20 protein-coding genes are annotated in these 14,471 nt (G+C 39.6%); 4 read left to right on the top strand and 16 right to left on the bottom strand.

Annotation, left to right across the window (positions count from 1 at the left end):
* Positions 1 to 26: 26 nt before the first annotated feature.
* The 3 genes from O1Q81_RS07100 to prlC form a co-directional block, all read right to left on the bottom strand.
* The gene (locus O1Q81_RS07100) at positions 27 to 1,403 is read right to left on the bottom strand and encodes a DegQ family serine endoprotease (RefSeq protein WP_386690245.1); all 1,377 of its coding nucleotides are present in this window, start codon (positions 1,401 to 1,403) and stop codon (positions 27 to 29) included.
* A 223-nt stretch (positions 1,404 to 1,626) separates the two neighbouring features.
* Positions 1,627 to 2,373, bottom strand: a complete 747-nt coding sequence (locus O1Q81_RS07095; RefSeq protein ID WP_386696771.1) for an SDR family oxidoreductase — start codon at positions 2,371 to 2,373, stop codon at positions 1,627 to 1,629.
* Positions 2,374 to 2,422: 49 nt separating this feature from the next.
* Positions 2,423 to 4,495 (bottom strand): oligopeptidase A, encoded by a 2,073-nt coding sequence (prlC, locus tag O1Q81_RS07090; protein WP_386696769.1) that lies wholly within the window; start codon positions 4,493 to 4,495, stop codon positions 2,423 to 2,425.
* Between the two features lie 110 nt (positions 4,496 to 4,605).
* Between prlC and O1Q81_RS07085 the strand changes: the two genes are divergently transcribed.
* Positions 4,606 to 4,968 carry a YbaN family protein gene (locus O1Q81_RS07085; RefSeq protein WP_386686273.1) on the top strand — a complete coding sequence of 121 codons (363 nt, stop codon included), beginning with the start codon at positions 4,606 to 4,608 and terminating at the stop codon, positions 4,966 to 4,968.
* A 57-nt stretch (positions 4,969 to 5,025) separates the two neighbouring features.
* Here the strand turns inward: O1Q81_RS07085 and O1Q81_RS07080 are convergent, their stop codons facing one another.
* From O1Q81_RS07080 to O1Q81_RS07055, 6 genes are all read right to left on the bottom strand, one after another.
* Positions 5,026 to 5,184: a hypothetical protein gene (locus O1Q81_RS07080; RefSeq protein ID WP_386696767.1), complete on the bottom strand. Its 159-nt coding sequence runs from the start codon at positions 5,182 to 5,184 to the stop codon at positions 5,026 to 5,028.
* A 172-nt stretch (positions 5,185 to 5,356) separates the two neighbouring features.
* A complete protein-coding gene (locus tag O1Q81_RS07075; protein WP_386696766.1) occupies positions 5,357 to 5,995 on the bottom strand; it encodes a polymer-forming cytoskeletal protein in 639 nt (212 codons plus the stop codon).
* A gap of 365 nt (positions 5,996 to 6,360) precedes the next feature.
* Positions 6,361 to 6,831, bottom strand: a complete 471-nt coding sequence (gene ssb / locus O1Q81_RS07070) for a single-stranded DNA-binding protein (RefSeq protein WP_386696764.1) — start codon at positions 6,829 to 6,831, stop codon at positions 6,361 to 6,363.
* Between the two features lie 4 nt (positions 6,832 to 6,835).
* Entirely contained in the window at positions 6,836 to 7,450 is a 615-nt protein-coding gene (locus tag O1Q81_RS07065; protein WP_386696762.1) for a YqaJ viral recombinase family protein, read from the bottom strand.
* On the bottom strand, positions 7,447 to 8,217 hold the full coding sequence (gene bet / locus O1Q81_RS07060; RefSeq protein WP_386696760.1) for a phage recombination protein Bet: 771 nt from the start codon (positions 8,215 to 8,217) through the stop codon (positions 7,447 to 7,449). Before bet ends, O1Q81_RS07065 begins: the two co-directional genes overlap by 4 nt.
* A complete protein-coding gene (locus O1Q81_RS07055; protein ID WP_386696759.1) occupies positions 8,214 to 8,435 on the bottom strand; it encodes a hypothetical protein in 222 nt (73 codons plus the stop codon). Before O1Q81_RS07055 ends, bet begins: the two co-directional genes overlap by 4 nt.
* A gap of 11 nt (positions 8,436 to 8,446) precedes the next feature.
* Between O1Q81_RS07055 and O1Q81_RS07050 the strand changes: the two genes are divergently transcribed.
* Positions 8,447 to 8,653: a hypothetical protein gene (locus O1Q81_RS07050; RefSeq protein WP_386696758.1), complete on the top strand. Its 207-nt coding sequence runs from the start codon at positions 8,447 to 8,449 to the stop codon at positions 8,651 to 8,653.
* Positions 8,654 to 8,713: 60 nt separating this feature from the next.
* Here the strand turns inward: O1Q81_RS07050 and O1Q81_RS07045 are convergent, their stop codons facing one another.
* Entirely contained in the window at positions 8,714 to 9,424 is a 711-nt protein-coding gene (locus tag O1Q81_RS07045; RefSeq protein WP_386696756.1) for a BRO family protein, read from the bottom strand.
* 294 nt (positions 9,425 to 9,718) lie between these two features.
* Here O1Q81_RS07045 and O1Q81_RS07040 point away from each other — a divergent pair, with 294 nt between their 5' ends.
* Together O1Q81_RS07040 and O1Q81_RS07035 are read left to right on the top strand one after the other, a co-directional pair.
* Positions 9,719 to 10,267: a hypothetical protein gene (locus tag O1Q81_RS07040; protein WP_386696754.1), complete on the top strand. Its 549-nt coding sequence runs from the start codon at positions 9,719 to 9,721 to the stop codon at positions 10,265 to 10,267.
* 161 nt (positions 10,268 to 10,428) lie between these two features.
* On the top strand, positions 10,429 to 10,677 hold the full coding sequence (locus tag O1Q81_RS07035; protein WP_386696752.1) for a hypothetical protein: 249 nt from the start codon (positions 10,429 to 10,431) through the stop codon (positions 10,675 to 10,677).
* 44 nt (positions 10,678 to 10,721) lie between these two features.
* Here O1Q81_RS07035 and O1Q81_RS07030 read toward each other — a convergent pair whose 3' ends face one another.
* The 6 genes from O1Q81_RS07030 to O1Q81_RS07005 form a co-directional block, all read right to left on the bottom strand.
* On the bottom strand, positions 10,722 to 11,666 hold the full coding sequence (locus O1Q81_RS07030; RefSeq protein WP_386696750.1) for a hypothetical protein: 945 nt from the start codon (positions 11,664 to 11,666) through the stop codon (positions 10,722 to 10,724).
* A gap of 5 nt (positions 11,667 to 11,671) precedes the next feature.
* The gene (locus O1Q81_RS07025) at positions 11,672 to 11,839 is read right to left on the bottom strand and encodes a hypothetical protein (protein WP_386696748.1); all 168 of its coding nucleotides are present in this window, start codon (positions 11,837 to 11,839) and stop codon (positions 11,672 to 11,674) included.
* A 217-nt stretch (positions 11,840 to 12,056) separates the two neighbouring features.
* The gene (locus O1Q81_RS07020) at positions 12,057 to 12,242 is read right to left on the bottom strand and encodes a hypothetical protein (protein ID WP_386696746.1); all 186 of its coding nucleotides are present in this window, start codon (positions 12,240 to 12,242) and stop codon (positions 12,057 to 12,059) included.
* 9 nt (positions 12,243 to 12,251) lie between these two features.
* Positions 12,252 to 13,190: a riboflavin synthase subunit alpha gene (locus O1Q81_RS07015; protein WP_386696745.1), complete on the bottom strand. Its 939-nt coding sequence runs from the start codon at positions 13,188 to 13,190 to the stop codon at positions 12,252 to 12,254.
* Entirely contained in the window at positions 13,187 to 13,447 is a 261-nt protein-coding gene (locus O1Q81_RS07010) for a hypothetical protein (protein WP_386696743.1), read from the bottom strand. The genes O1Q81_RS07015 and O1Q81_RS07010 overlap by 4 nt, the downstream gene beginning before the upstream one ends.
* Positions 13,428 to 13,685: a hypothetical protein gene (locus tag O1Q81_RS07005; protein ID WP_386696741.1), complete on the bottom strand. Its 258-nt coding sequence runs from the start codon at positions 13,683 to 13,685 to the stop codon at positions 13,428 to 13,430. Before O1Q81_RS07005 ends, O1Q81_RS07010 begins: the two co-directional genes overlap by 20 nt.
* Positions 13,686 to 14,471: the final 786 nt, after the last annotated feature.

The raw sequence follows: 14,471 nt of genomic DNA, 5'->3' as shown, positions 1-14,471 counted from the left end.
TGGTTTGCCCCCACAATATTTTCAACTTACTGCACTAATAAATAGAAATTATTTTGACCGCGTTTTACATTAAGAGCAATAGCAGACGGTTTTTCATCTAACGCATCGCGTAAGTCTTTTAAGGTTTTCACTGGTTGACGATTAACGCCTACAATCACGTCACCTACTTTTAATCCCGCTTGTGAGGCCGGTGAGTTCTTTTCGATTTTTTCAATTTCTATACCTTCTTTTCCGTTGGTTAAAGAAGCACCTTCAAGGGCTGGTAAAATATTATCCGTGCTAGTTTCGCCTGATTTTGATAAATCATCTGCTTGTAATGTAACTTCAGATTTTTGGGTTTTACCATCACGTAAATAAGTTAATTCGAATTTTTTGCCAGCACCCGAAGTGGCAATTTTAGCCCGTAATTCAGCAAAACTTTTAATTCTTTGACCATTTAATTCAGTGATGACATCACCTGCTTTTAGACCTGCTTTTTCTGCTGCGGAATTTGGTAACACTTCACTAATAAATGCCCCTTGTTGAGCATCAATATTAAAGGCTTTGGCTAAATCTGCATTGAGTTCGCCACCTTTAATACCTAACATACCTCGGCGAACTTCACCAAATTCAATAATTTGTTGTACTAGATTGTTTGCCATATTTGACGGAATAGCAAAAGCGATTCCAGCATTACCACCGCTTGGTGAGATAATGGCAGTGTTAATACCGATTAATTCACCTTTTAAGTTGATTAATGGACCACCAGAATTACCACGGTTAACCGCAGCATCTGTTTGAATATAGTTTTCATAAGTCCCACTATCTGAACCTGTCGAGCGACCAAGTGCAGAAACAATACCAGAGGTTACTGTTTGACCTAAACCAAATGGATTACCCACCGCAATAGTGAAATCACCAACACGTAATTTATCACTATCTGCTATGTTAATTTCGGTTAAGTTTTTTGGATTTTCTACTTGTACTAATGCTACGTCAGATTGTTTATCCGCACCGACTACTTTACCTTTTAATTCTCGACCATCTTGTAACGTAATAGTAATTTTATCAGCATTGTTAATAACGTGATTATTAGTTAAAACATAGCCTTTTTCTGCATTAATAATTACCCCCGAACCCATGCCTCTAAATTGACGTGGGCTAGAGTTACGGTTGCCAAAAAAATCATCACCGAAGAAAAAACGAAATTCTTCCGGAATATCTTGATTTCCAACGGTATTCTTTTCTTTGCCCTCCACATTAATTGAAACAACGGCAGGAAGCACTTTTTCTAACATCGGAGCAAGGCTCGGTAATGTTGTGCCAACCACTTCATTCGGTAATTCTGCCATACTCATAATTGGTGTGCTTAATACGCTTAATCCTAATGCGATAGCTGTTAAGGCAAAACCAGTTTTTTTCATTTTCATAATATTTCCTTTCTGAAATTAAGTTAATAGTTTGCGTATGAATATGACAAGAAAATGGGGAAAATGTTCGAAATTTCAAGAGGAGAATTTAGAAAAAGGGAATAGAAAAGGGATATTTGGTATGATTATATTGGGTCATAAAATTTGCACCTTAGTAAGTTAGTTGTTAGTCTAACCGTTGGGGTGCAGATCAATTACTAAGTGCGGTATTTTTTTGCTAATTTTTTACGACATTCAATGCTGCAAAACTCTGCGACACTGGCATAATCTCAATCCGATTAATATTTATGTGAGCAGGTTGTTGATAAATCCATAACACGGCATTAGCAATATCTTCGGGTTGAATAGCATTTGTGCCTTTATACAGGTTAGTCGCTTTTTCATCATCCCCCTTAAAACGCACATTTGAGAATTCTGTTCCACCACATAACCCAGGTTCAACGTTTGTTACTCGAATAGCTGTGCCAGCTAAATCCGCTCTCAAATTTAAACTAAATTGTTTAACAAAGGCTTTGGTCGCACCATAAACATTACCACCAGGGTAAGGATAAGTGCCAGCAATAGAGCCTAAATTAATAATATGCCCTTGGTTGCGTTCTACCATTTTAGGTAAAATTTGGCGAGTTAAATAAGTTAAACCGATAATATTGGTATTAATCATGGTTAGCCAGTCATCAAAATGAGCTTGATGAGCGGGTTCTAAACCTAGGGCAAGACCAGCGTTATTGACTAACAATTCAATCTCCGCCCATTCGGTTGGTAGACTGGCAAGTGCGGTGTCAATTTCGCTTGTTTTTGACACGTCCATCACAAGGGGATAAAAATTCTCCCCTAGTTCGGTTTGTAATGCCTGTAATTTCTCTAAGCGGCGTGCTGCACCAATCACTTTATAGCCAGCTTTAACTAAACTTTTACATATAGCTTTGCCAAAACCAGCGGATGCACCAGTGACTAAAATACTCATAAAACCTCCTTACTTAATTTGTTAACAGGGTTACTATTGTTTTGTGACGCTATTGTTTCGTGACACAGGGGGCTTTTTCCACCTTGTCCAAAATTCCTTTATGGCGTAATAACGCATCTAAGGTTGGTTTACGACCACGGAACCGCTCAAACAGTTGCATCGGTTCTTCTGAACCACCACGAGTTAAGATTTCATCAAGGAAAGATTTTCCTGTGACAGGGTTAAAAATACCCTCTTCTTCAAAGCGAGAATAGGCATCGGCGGATAATACTTCTGCCCATAAATAGCTGTAATAACCTGCGGCATAACCACCAGCAAAAATATGGCTAAAACTATGAGGGGTTCTCACCCAGTCCACTCCTTTAATTACAGCCACTTGATCTTTCACGGCTTTTAACGTGTCTAACGCTTGATTAGCTTTGCCCACTTGATAATGATGATGCAGACGGAAATCAAACAAGCCAAATTCTAATTGACGTAATACAAACATCGCAGCTTGGAAATTTTTCGCCTTAATCAACTGTGTCAATTTTTCTTTTGGTAATGGTTCACCAGTTTGATAATGCCCTGAAATAAAGGCTAACGCATCTTCCTCCCAACACCAATTTTCCATAAATTGACTTGGTAATTCCACTGCATCCCAAGGCACACCATTAATCCCAGATACATCACCCACATCAATCAGTGTTAACAGATGATGAATACCATGCCCAAATTCATGGAATAGGGTAGTAACTTCATCGTGAGTAAATAACGCTGGTTTATCACCGATTGGAGCATTAAAGTTACAGGTTAAATAGGCGACAGGTTTTTGTAATGAGCCGTCTGTTTTTCGTTTGCGACCAATACAATCATCCATCCATGCACCACCACGTTTGTGTTCACGAGCGTATAAATCTAAATAAAAACTGCCGCGTACTTCATCCGTCTGATCGATTAAATCAAAGAAACGCACATCTTTATGATAGGTTTCCACATCAAAACGTTCTACTGCACGAATATTAAAAATGCGTTGCACAAGTTCAAATAAACCTGAAAGTACCCGTTCTTCAGGGAAATAAGGGCGAAGTTCTTCATCATTAATAGCATATAACGCTTGTTTTTGTTTTTCACTATAAAAGGCAATATCCCAAGGTTCAAAATAGGTTACATTATAATTTTTAACCGCAAAGGCTTTTAATTCACAAAGTTCTTTTTCCCCCTGTGCTTTTGAGCGAGTAGCTAAATTTTCAAGGAAATCCAATACTTGTTGTGGATTTTCTGCCATTTTAGTGGCTAATGAAAGATCGGTATAATGCTCAAATCCTAATAATTTGGCGAGTTCTAAGCGTAAGGTTAGAATTTCATCCATAATGGCGGAGTTATCCCATTTGCCTGCATTAGGTCCTTGATCCGATGCTCGAGTAGCATAAGCACGATACATTTCTTCACGTAACGCTTGATTTTCACAATAAGTCAACACAGGCAAATAGCTTGGCATTTCAAGTGTAAAACGATAGCCTTGTAAACCTTTGCTTTCTGCCGATTGTTTAGCTAATTGCAACGCACTTTCAGGCAAGCCAGATAGCTCTTTTTCATCGGTAATCACTTTTTCCCAACCCATAGTTGCATCTAGCACATTATTACTAAACTGTGATGTTAAATCTGATAAACGAGCGACAATTTCACCATAGCGTTTTTGTTGTTCTGGTGGTAAAGAAATACCAGATAATTCAAAATCACGCAGGCTGTTTTCAATCGCTTTCTTTTGGGCTGTGGAATAGGTGGCAAATTCAGGGCTATTTTTTAAACTTAAATAGGCTTGATATAAACCCTGATGTTGTCCTACCCAAGTACCATATTCCGACAATAAAGGCAGACAGGCTTGATAGGCATCACGTAATTCAGGGCTATTTTTCACCGCATTTAAATGCCCAACTGGGGACCAAGCCTTACTTAAACGATCATTGACTTCCGCCAATGGCTGATAAAAATTTTGCCAAGTAAACTGCGGTTGTTTTAACACCTGTTCAGTGACATCACGGCAATCTTGGATTAATTTTTCGACAGCTGGTTGAATATATTGTGGTTCAATGCGAGAGAATGGGGGTAATTTATTGTTTTCTAGTAATGGATTTGTCATAATCTATCCTTTGATATTTAATATTGATTTTCATTTCCGATATAATCTTGTTATATTGAGATGGATTGTAGCAAATCAAGTTAGTATTGTTAAATTTTATAAGGAATAAAATGAGATTTTTATATATTGGATTAGGATTTATTTGTATCGGATTAGGGGTTATTGGTGCATTTTTACCCGTGATGCCTACCACGCCTTTTTTATTGTTGGCTCTGTTCTTCTTTGGCAAAAGTTCTCAACGTTTACATCAATGGTTTTTGCAAACGGAAATTTATAAAAAACACTTAAAATCTTTTGATGAACAACGTGCTTTAACCAAGAAATCTAAAATTTCAATTTTGACTTTATCCACTGTGATGATGGCAATCAGTTTCTACTTTACGCCGATTTATGGCAGAATTTGTATTGTTATCCTGTTATTAATTGAATACTGGTTCTTTTTCTTTTGGATTAAAACCGTTGAGGAAGAGTAGAAAAAATAAGCACCTAATAAATTACAGCTAAGGAAGTTAGGTGCTTAATTAATTGAATTAAATTTTGGTGGAGCTAGTAAACATTGTCCAGTAGCGTTTGACATCACCAACTCCAGAGAATAACATATGGCTACATCGGGTCATTCGGTAGCGTGTGGTGGCGATTGCCCATTCCTGAAAAACAGAATTGGGCAGATTAATTTTTATTTCGTTCATAATGTTTCCTTTTGATAATAAAAAACGCACTTTATTTGAAAAAGTGTGGTGGATTTAGGGCGTGATCGAAATTAGCTATTTTAAGCAGTTTTTGTTTATTTATTCTTTTTAAATCAATATGTTAATATCGTGATCCACTTTGATCAAAAACCGCACCGAAGTGCGGTTATAGTTAACCTAAAATACGGCTCTTGGCTACTTCAATCAGAAGTTCATATTCTCGCTTGATTTTGTCATCGTGGACTTCGGCGGATTTCGCTAAAAACTCATCTAGGGTGCCGACAAAACACCCTCTCGTCACAATTAGAGATTCTTTCCCGTTAAATACGGTAAGCGTCCCGTTTTCCGAACCAACATTACTCGCCCAAAAAATCATTTTACTTTCACTAATTACAGCACAAGATCTAACCCAAGCATCGCCGTACACCCGAGCATTGCCGTACACCCAAGCATCGCCGTACACCCGAGCATCGCCGTACACCCAAGCATTGCCGTACACCCGAGCATCGCCGTACACCCAAGCATCGCCGTACACCCAAGCATTGCCGTACACCCGAGCATCGCCGTACACCAGAGCATTGCCGTACACCCAAGCATTGCCGTACACCCGAGCATTGCCGTACACCCAAGCATTGCCGTACACCCAAGCATCGCCGTACTGATCTAAATTTCTTTCTGATTCAATGTATCCGCCAAGTTCTCCCGCTGCAACAGCACCAAGTGCTACGAGAGCTTTAATGCGGTAAAGTTTTCTGCCGAAATGCTCAATATATTCGTCGGTGAGTTCATATTTTTTGCGTTGCTCTGTCATATTCTTTCCTTTTTTTGTTGATTTAAGGTAATAAAAAACCACTAGATTAGTGGTTTCGGTTAATTTTGTAAGTAAGGTTTTTTCATTCTCTCGTTCGCCATATAGTCCCAAAAACAGGCAATAACATTGTTACATCTTCCTTTGCCCATTCTAAAAATTTATCTATAGTAACTTCTGGATAAGGACGACCTTTGACAGTAGTGGGAGTGTTATACATAACCATTGTCTTATTTCTACACTGTCTGATAGATATTACATACCTGTCGTTTAGATATCGTTGAATGCCACTAGCTCTAGGTCGTTTGGCGGAATAACAATGCCCGAGTTTAATGTCTTTTTCGGTTAAGCTCATAGGTTATTCCCCCTTAAAATGGAATATCATCATCAAAGTCCTGCTCTTGCGACGGGGCAGAAGTCGTTGGTTTGGTATAGCCTTGTTTCTGCTCCGTATAAGCGTTTCTGCTTCGAGCTGCTGGCGGTGATGATGTAGTGGTTTCTTGTTCTTTTTTATCAAGCATTTGCATCACATCAGCGTGAATTTCCGTGGTGTAATGGTCTGTGCCGTTTTTATCCTGCCATTTTCGGGTTTTGAGCTTGCCCTCAATATAGACTTGTGAGCCTCTACGTAGGTATTGTTCTACGATTTCCGCTTGACGGCGATAAAATACAATACGGTGCCATTCGGTCGCTTCTTTGCGTTCGCCTGTTTGTTTATCCGTCCAACTTTCTGATGTTGCCACATTGATATTGGCGACAGCGTCACCGTTTGGCATAGTGCGGACTTCGGGGTCGTTGCCTAAGCGTCCTACGATAGTAACACGATTTATTCCTGCCATTCTTTTAAGTCTCCTTATACGCTTTCAATGTTTTTATAAATTGCGGTATATATTCATTAAATGCTTTCATCAACACAGGGTCGGGAAGTGCGGTGAATAAATACAGCGGTTGTTTTTGATATTCAGGGCAATAGCTGACAAAATCCCATGATTGATATTTTGTAACCCATAGGGCGATTTGTACCTGAATAACGTATTCGGTTGGTACGCCACTTTCAAGGATGTATTTGATATGGGTTTTCATTTTCGGGCATTTGATTTCAAGCCCTTTTTTTAATTCTGGGATTAAACCGTCGGGGCTAACCATTAAGTCTTTATCTGCATTGAGATATACACCGCCTACTTGTCGCACGTTATAGCCTGTTTCAAACTCGTAAGCCATTCTTGCTTGTGGTTCTAACAGGTTGCCACGTTCCATAGCAGACGATTTGATGTTCTCGCCTGCCCCCTCAATGCTTTCTGCCACCAGTTCGGCTAAATAGCTTATCCAGCCACTAGATTTTTGACCGCTGGCGGTGACAATATTTTTTATCCCTGTGGCGGTCGGAATCCCTAGTCTTGCGGTTAGCCATTGTTCGCTACCTTGTTCGCAATCAAGGGTGATTAAGTCGGGTATCATAATTGGATTTCTTCTCCTAACTCAGATGCTTGTTGTTGATCTAACTTCTGATTGAGCTTTTTAATCACCACTTCGGCTCGTTCTTTGGTGACTTGGGATAATTCTGTTGCACCAGCATAAGCAAGCAGTTTATCCAAGTCTGAATTGGTGAGAGCGACTAATTGATTGATTTTGTCGATTTGTTCTGCGGTAATGAGTTCGACAGGTTCAACATCAATCACGTTAGGTTTAGGCGTAACGTTAATTGGCTCCCGTTGATTTTCTGCAATGCGTTCGGCTTCGTCTTGGTCGTAAATACCTGTAAAGCCAAAAGCCAGCCTAGCACATTGAATCATGGCTTTATGGCGTAACATTCGTTTGGGGTGAGATTTCCACGGTCCAGCTATATCACGATAGCATTCGCTCATATATTCGGTGACAGAAGTCGGGCGAGAACGGTCTTTGCGGTAAATGCGGCAAGTGCATTTTTCATCATCCGTATCAAATTCTATACCGTCAAATTGTGGGTTTTCGTTGAGTATTCTAGCCCAACCGTCCACACCGACAATCGGCACGATGCCGTTATTCCGATCGGGAAAGGCATAAATTTCTTTAGTCCAAGGGTTTAAGCCATATTGATTGGCAACAATCAGCAAGGCGGTCATCTGGCTGTCGTTTACATCGCCTTTAAAAGCGGTATTTTTTAAGGTTTCCATTAAATCTGAACCGTCTGCAATTTCAAAACGGTTAGCCAGTTTTTGGGTGAGTGTTTGGAGTGCTGTACTCATTTTGTGTTTCCTTTGGTGGATTGATATAATTCTCCGATTGGCATATTTAAATTGCCGTAGCGGTTTTGAATTAGTTTGCCGTTTACAATCACTGCACCAAAATCTAGGGCGGTTTCTTGTAATGTTTTTCCTGTGAACAAGGTGGCTTTTTTTACATCTTGTTCTGTTTTCGGTGCCTCGATAAAATCAAGGTCATCTATAACTAAAATTGTTTTCATGGGTAGTCCTTATGTTTAATTTTGACAGCTACGTGCTTGCTTGGAGCAAGACACAAAATACGTTTTTCATTGAGCATGTTTCGGTTCATATTGAAAATAATCTCCGTCATTTTTCACAAAACAGCGATTGTGATGCTATCGTTGTTGGTATTTTTTCCACTCATAATGAGGCGGTTGAAATGAGCGAAAAACTGAGAGATTTTGATACAAATTCCTAAATTCAGGTTGAAAAACACCGCACTTTGAAAATCAAAGCGTAAAGTGCGGTGGGAATTTACTTAGTTTTTGATAGCTCGTTGTTGGTTAGATAACCGAACAGCGTTAGCTAAGCCTTTTACCTTGAACTCTCGCAAGGTTTTTAAGGCGTTGAACTTGAACGGTTCATCTATTGGATCGACTTCAAATTCCGCAAGCATTGGCTCAAGTATGCGTTTCATCAAGCCAAGGTTATTAGCGTATTCTCGGGCGTGGGTGTAGGCTGTAACAGCGAAACGTGAGCCGATAGCTTGTAACGGTTGTTCAAGTTCAGCCAATAAGTCTAAGGCGTTATACAAGGCGAACCAATGCCCTGCGAATTGTAGCCATTCGCTCTCAGTGAGTGATTTGCTGATGAGTGGCTCGGGTTCGGGTAGTGCGAGTTGCTCCGCCTGTACGGCATATTGTCCTGTTTTGCGGATTTGCGGTAGGACTTCTTCAAATACCCACGCTTCAAAGGGTTCGGCTTCGGGTTTGCGTGATTTGATAATTAGGCGGTATAGGTTTGGTTCGTTGATGAAGATCATTTCTTGATCTCCGCTTATTGTAGGGGTATAGCGTTTTGCTATACCCCCTGCTTTACAATGTTTTTTCAATGCGTCAGGTGCGTTTGAATATCCTAAGACGTTACAAACATCAGTGCCACAAAACCAAAATTCTTGATTTGGATCTGTAATAACACGAACAGCGAATGAATGAAAATTGAAAGTTGAGAATTGAATTTGTGTAGTCATAATTTGTACCTGAAAGATTTTGTTAATAACGATCACTTTTATAAGGTGATCGGGCTTCAACAACCGCTTTCAGACGGCGGAGCTTATTTCCGTAAAGGTATTGTATTAAGCTCTCTCGACCCGATCATAAATGATCGTCCTGAATTACAGGTACAAAAAAACCGCTATTATCGGGGCGGATACCGCTGAAAGAATTGTTGTGCGGTCATTTTAATCCGATTTTGTGATTTTTGTCAAACATCATTTTTTATTTTCACGGTATAATTAAGCCAATTTTTGATAAAGGATATAAATATGGGCTTTTTTTCAAGTTTATTTAAAGTAGCTGTTAAGTCAGCTAAGCCAGTTAGAACAAGGCAACCAAAATCACAAAAAATACTTACTTTTGAAGAAGAACAATTAGAATTAATGATTCAGCAATATGAATCGGAAAGTTCTTTAATTTATAAGAAGCTCAAAGGTCCATCAGGTAAAACTTATCTTGTCGATGTTAGAGTAATGACTCCCGATCAAAAGGTTTATATTGACCGACAAGGAATAAAAGATTGCGAAGAATTTGAATTGCCTGATTGGTATGAACGAAAAACAACTAAACGAGTAAAAGCATTAATTTTGATGTTTTATACTCCAGAAAGTGGAATTACTGAACACCGAGCTGTTGAAATTCGTTGCTTTGATATTGAACAAAATTACTTCTACGGATTTTGTTTTCTCAGAGAGATGTATTTGACTTTTCGTTTTGACCGAGTTGGCGAAGTGGTTGATTTAAAAAATAAAAATCAAGAAGTTAATGATTTAAAACAATTTTTGGTTGAAAAACTGGAATCGAAGAAAAATCAATAACTCTTACTCCGAAATAGGGCGGTTTGTCAAGGGTTAGGCAATTAAAATCGCCCACAAGGCAAAGATTGCAGTAAAAATCATTATTTTTGTGGCATTTTTTTCTAACCAGTTGTAACATTTTTCGTTGAATTTTTTCATTTTTTCTCCAGTAAGGATTAGCTATGAATAAGTTTAAATTTGCCTTTTCAGTGTCGTTAAACTGCATACTTTCTGCGTTAATTATTATGTTGCAATTTTTAATTATAGGCAGCAAGGATATGTTTGAATATGTTGGTATTTCCTTAACACCTGAGCAGTGGGTTTATGTGTTGAGATTGTTATATTTAGCTCTATTGGCAAATATGTATTATTTTTTCAAGCCACAGATTAAGGCGTTTGCTTTAAAAGTTCGTGATTATTTTCAATCTTAAGAAATCCCCACTTGCGTGGGGTGATTTGTTAAGAGATACAACGATTATTCAACCTTATTCAATTTCACACCGTCCCCAAAGCGTGCTTTCAATTCACGAGCGATACTGACTGCGTTCGCTTGTGTGGTTTGGTTTAATCGAATGGTAATGATAAAATCCTGCAATTCGGCATTGCTTTCAGTGGCGGTGGCGGTTTGCGGTGGGGTGGTTGGTTGTTCCATTTCGTCCGCAACGGATTTAGCTTCGGCTTGCACTTTGGCTTGTTCGGCTTGTTCGGCTTGTAGTCTTGCCTGTTGTTCAGCTTCGGCTTTTGCCTTGATTTCCGCTTCTCGTTGCTGTTCCTGCTCAATTCTTTCCTGGATAATCGGTTCTAGTTCTTGGTCGCCTGTAATCAGTTGTAACCAGTCTTTAAACAGATATTCGTAGTGAATCGGAATGAGCTTTTTGCGAGAAGAAAGGCGTGTCGCTTCCTGTGCGATTTCTGCGGTGATTAAGGTTTTTTCCGCTTCAATGGCTTTGGTCAGTGTGGCTAAGGTACTTCTTCGTTTTGCTGCTTCGTCTAAGCGTTTGAGAATAGTTGCTTTCGGGAAAGTCGATTCCAAGGCAAGGGAAATATCGCTTATATTGCCTGTCTTAACCGCTTGAACGGCTTCAAAGGCTTGATTGATGATGTCCTGCTTGATTTCCGTTTCACGGGTTTTAACGGTTTTTTCACGGCTTAAGCGTTCTTGACGGAATTTCTCGGCGATATTTTCCGCTTGGGCGATTAAGGTGTTTATGTCGCCTTGTTGGGCGTTTTTAATTGCCGTACGGGTTCTGTCTTCCAGCTCTTTTAACTGCTTGATTTCTTCTTTGGCTTGTACAAAGTCGTCATCGGTTTCAAAGGTGTTGGTAAGTGTGGCAAGGTATTGTTCGGCTTGTTTTTCAAAGTCGGCAATGTTGGTTGAAAGCACTTTGCTTTCGGTTGATAAGATTAATTCAAAGTTCATGGTTTTTATCCTCTTCCGTAACAGTTTGATTTCCAGTAATCACAATCGTCATTACCGTCATAAGGTGGTTCGTTGTCGTCAAAATCATCGTCCATAACGTGATTGCGGTCGTCATAGTCATCAGGGCTGGCGTTGTCGTAAGCCCATTGGCACGCTCTAAAATTATCTTTCATGGTTTAGCTCCTGTGTTTTTCTGACGATGTCTGCCATGGTTAAAATCCATTCAGAATCAGATGCCGTAAGGTGTGAATGGCAAACGTGGTTTTGATCTTACTTTTACTTGTAGTGTCGCTTTCGGTTGCGTTTTCTCGTTGAGCTTCTTCACAATTTCTTGCGGTTGTTGTTCTTTCTCTTCCGAATTGACTTCAACTGCGGTAACGGGGAAATTACTTAGAATTTCGGGAATTCGTGTTTATGATTAAACCGTTTGATTTCCTTGTTAATTTCTTCTCGCACAATCTCTTTTACAGGTGATTTTCTTGTGCGGTGGTATAAGTCATTGTTGATCCATAATTCGGCTTGATACATATCTGAATCATCAAATAAAAATAGGGTTCTTTTAAAATCGACTTTCATTGTTTCTCCTTAAATTATCCCTAACATTGAAGAGACGGAGTCTGGTGGCACTTCAAAATCCCAATAGACGGCGTATTTGGATTTCAGGCTACCTTTTTGCGGTAGCGGTAGTGTGGTTATTTCCGCTGGAATAGCTTCTTTAGGTATAAGCAAGATAGCGTAATTATTTTGCTTAATTTCTTTTTCATCCGATGCAACAAAAAGGCAAAAATAATCTGGGATTTCATCGCCCTTTTGGTATCTTATGCGAAATTTATGCGTTCCCTCTCTGTTCTTTCTGGCTGTTTTTACATCAATCGTTTTTTCATTGACGATAAAATCAAATCGTGGGTTGTTTTCGCCAACAAAGACATTCATATCTACTGCTTCTGGTACCAGCTTTCTAAATAACTCTTCGCCAATATCACCAACAGATAATGAATTTGCTCTGTTTTTATACGTTTGCCAATTGGGCGATAAACTGTGCTTTTCTAGGATTTTGGCACATACCCAAACGCTAAAACCCACTTCTTCTGCAATCAAACCAAGATTCTTGTTACAACGATAATAAGCATCGACTACCCGATAATCGGATGTTTCAGTTTGCCGAATAAAACTGTGATGTTTTAGGGTTAGGTACACTACACCTGCACGTACACCCAGTTCTTGAGCAATAGTTTCAATATCTCGCCACGTTTCATATTTTGTTTTGGCAAGCTGAATAATTTTGTTTTCAAGATCTTTGTCTGTGGGTGGCTTATTGGGTAACACATATTTTTGCATTGCTTTTTCTTTTCGCTCGAATTTAATTGCCTGTTCAACGGATGTGATATTCTCTTTGACCTGCTGACGTGCTTGATGAAAGTCAGCAACCTTATCACGCATTTTGTTGAGTTTGGTTCGGATTTCGTTATTCATCAGCTTTGCCGTGGTGATTTCACTTTGTAAGGTGACTTGTTCGGTATTCATTTTTTCTCCCCTAAGGCAAGTTTGTGTTTATCATCAAAAATAGGTGGCAAGGTAGCGTAAATATCCCCCTTGTCATCAAGAAACTTCGCTGCGTCCAAGGATAATTGAGCAACGGTTGTAATTTTATCTGCCACATTGCTGACGCTATTTGCTCGTTTGATTTCAAGAGACATTTGTTCGGGGGTTAAATCGTCATCGTTCAGCCGTTCCAGTGCTAGAAATAAATGTTCGGTTAAATCAGTGAGTTTTGTTTTCATAGCGTGTTTCCAACTGTTTTAACGTTACCCAGCGTTGGGCGTATTGAATTTCTTCGTCCGTCATATCTCGTGCCAGACAGTGTCCGTTATGCCATATTCCGCCTTTATCTTGGCATTGTTCTGCTTGGCTGATAGGTTCGGCTGCGTGAGCTGGTTGTTGATAGCAGACGAAGAAAAAGAAAAGGCTAACCCATAGTGCTAAAATAATACCTGTTAAGATGTTTTTGATAAGTTTCATAGTGTGTTTCCTTTTGTTGGGGTGATAGGGTAAAAAAATCCCCACTTGCGTGGGGTTGGATATTTTATGAGGAGATATTTAGCAGTGTCTTATCTCTTTCTGCCATTGAGATGTTATTCAAAACCGCACTTACTGCGACCGCACTTTATCGGCATTAAGTTGGTTGATATTAAGCAATAAATGCGGTTTTGAATGGGGATTTTAAGGCAATCCCCGAACCTCCCTAAAGTAAGTCCCATATCCCTAACTTACTATTTTGATAGAACACTCAGTTTTTGCCCTTTTCAAAAACTTTAAAATTCACGGATGTTCACTGATATACATTTACGCTGGTGGTTTGTATATCCGCATAGACTGCTCACCAGTTGGCTTCTTTGCACGATTCGGTGTGAGTGTGTCACCGAACTGATTCGTCCCTATGCCGACTATCAACACTCGGGAAGAGGCATTTTTGCCAATCCCTTTATGCCGCCAAAATTACCTTTCTTTTAGGCTTGTAAGGCTCAACCGATCCCCATTTTTATTCTTGTGGGTGCAAGAGATACGAATTTTTAAAGGTGCGGTATGCCAATCCGCTGTTAAGTAAAATGCCTTAGTTTGATATAAGGCTTGTCCTGCGTGGCTAGTGCAGTCCGTATGATAGATTTTCGGTTACTCTCTTGTGTCTTACTGTACACGACCAGATTTCGCCTGAACTTGCTATCGGGCTATGGCTTTCACATAGCACTGTTTGAGCGGTGGGTCTATATGGTCTTCCACGCTTTGACTAACTCATCACCATTTAGC

The sequence above is a fragment of the Lonepinella sp. MS14436 genome (assembly GCF_042470565.1).
GTDB lineage: Bacteria > Pseudomonadota > Gammaproteobacteria > Enterobacterales > Pasteurellaceae > Lonepinella.
Note: the sequence above shows the minus strand (reverse complement) of the source record. Positions and strands in the feature narration are given on the sequence as shown.

Excerpts from the sequence above, each read along its gene's own strand:
- O1Q81_RS07055 (WP_386696759.1), bottom strand. The coding sequence starts at position 8,435 with ATGAAAACAATTTTAGTTATAGATGACCTTGATTTTATCGAGGCACCG.
- O1Q81_RS07030 (WP_386696750.1), bottom strand. The coding sequence starts at position 11,666 with ATGAACTTTGAATTAATCTTATCAACCGAAAGCAAAGTGCTTTCAACC.
- O1Q81_RS07085 (WP_386686273.1), top strand. The coding sequence starts at position 4,606 with ATGAGATTTTTATATATTGGATTAGGATTTATTTGTATCGGATTAGGG.
- O1Q81_RS07045 (WP_386696756.1), bottom strand. The coding sequence starts at position 9,424 with ATGACTACACAAATTCAATTCTCAACTTTCAATTTTCATTCATTCGCT.
- O1Q81_RS07025 (WP_386696748.1), bottom strand. The coding sequence starts at position 11,839 with ATGAAAGATAATTTTAGAGCGTGCCAATGGGCTTACGACAACGCCAGC.
- O1Q81_RS07005 (WP_386696741.1), bottom strand. The coding sequence starts at position 13,685 with ATGAAACTTATCAAAAACATCTTAACAGGTATTATTTTAGCACTATGG.
- O1Q81_RS07040 (WP_386696754.1), top strand. The coding sequence starts at position 9,719 with ATGGGCTTTTTTTCAAGTTTATTTAAAGTAGCTGTTAAGTCAGCTAAG.
- ssb (WP_386696764.1), bottom strand. The coding sequence starts at position 6,831 with ATGGCAGGAATAAATCGTGTTACTATCGTAGGACGCTTAGGCAACGAC.
- O1Q81_RS07010 (WP_386696743.1), bottom strand. The coding sequence starts at position 13,447 with ATGAAAACAAAACTCACTGATTTAACCGAACATTTATTTCTAGCACTG.
- prlC (WP_386696769.1), bottom strand. The coding sequence starts at position 4,495 with ATGACAAATCCATTACTAGAAAACAATAAATTACCCCCATTCTCTCGC.
- O1Q81_RS07015 (WP_386696745.1), bottom strand. The coding sequence starts at position 13,190 with ATGAATACCGAACAAGTCACCTTACAAAGTGAAATCACCACGGCAAAG.
- O1Q81_RS07095 (WP_386696771.1), bottom strand. The coding sequence starts at position 2,373 with ATGAGTATTTTAGTCACTGGTGCATCCGCTGGTTTTGGCAAAGCTATA.
- O1Q81_RS07020 (WP_386696746.1), bottom strand. The coding sequence starts at position 12,242 with ATGAAAGTCGATTTTAAAAGAACCCTATTTTTATTTGATGATTCAGAT.
- bet (WP_386696760.1), bottom strand. The coding sequence starts at position 8,217 with ATGAGTACAGCACTCCAAACACTCACCCAAAAACTGGCTAACCGTTTT.
- O1Q81_RS07035 (WP_386696752.1), top strand. The coding sequence starts at position 10,429 with ATGAATAAGTTTAAATTTGCCTTTTCAGTGTCGTTAAACTGCATACTT.
- O1Q81_RS07065 (WP_386696762.1), bottom strand. The coding sequence starts at position 7,450 with ATGATACCCGACTTAATCACCCTTGATTGCGAACAAGGTAGCGAACAA.
- O1Q81_RS07050 (WP_386696758.1), top strand. The coding sequence starts at position 8,447 with ATGTTTAATTTTGACAGCTACGTGCTTGCTTGGAGCAAGACACAAAAT.
- O1Q81_RS07100 (WP_386690245.1), bottom strand. The coding sequence starts at position 1,403 with ATGAAAAAAACTGGTTTTGCCTTAACAGCTATCGCATTAGGATTAAGC.
- O1Q81_RS07080 (WP_386696767.1), bottom strand. The coding sequence starts at position 5,184 with ATGAACGAAATAAAAATTAATCTGCCCAATTCTGTTTTTCAGGAATGG.
- O1Q81_RS07075 (WP_386696766.1), bottom strand. The coding sequence starts at position 5,995 with ATGACAGAGCAACGCAAAAAATATGAACTCACCGACGAATATATTGAG.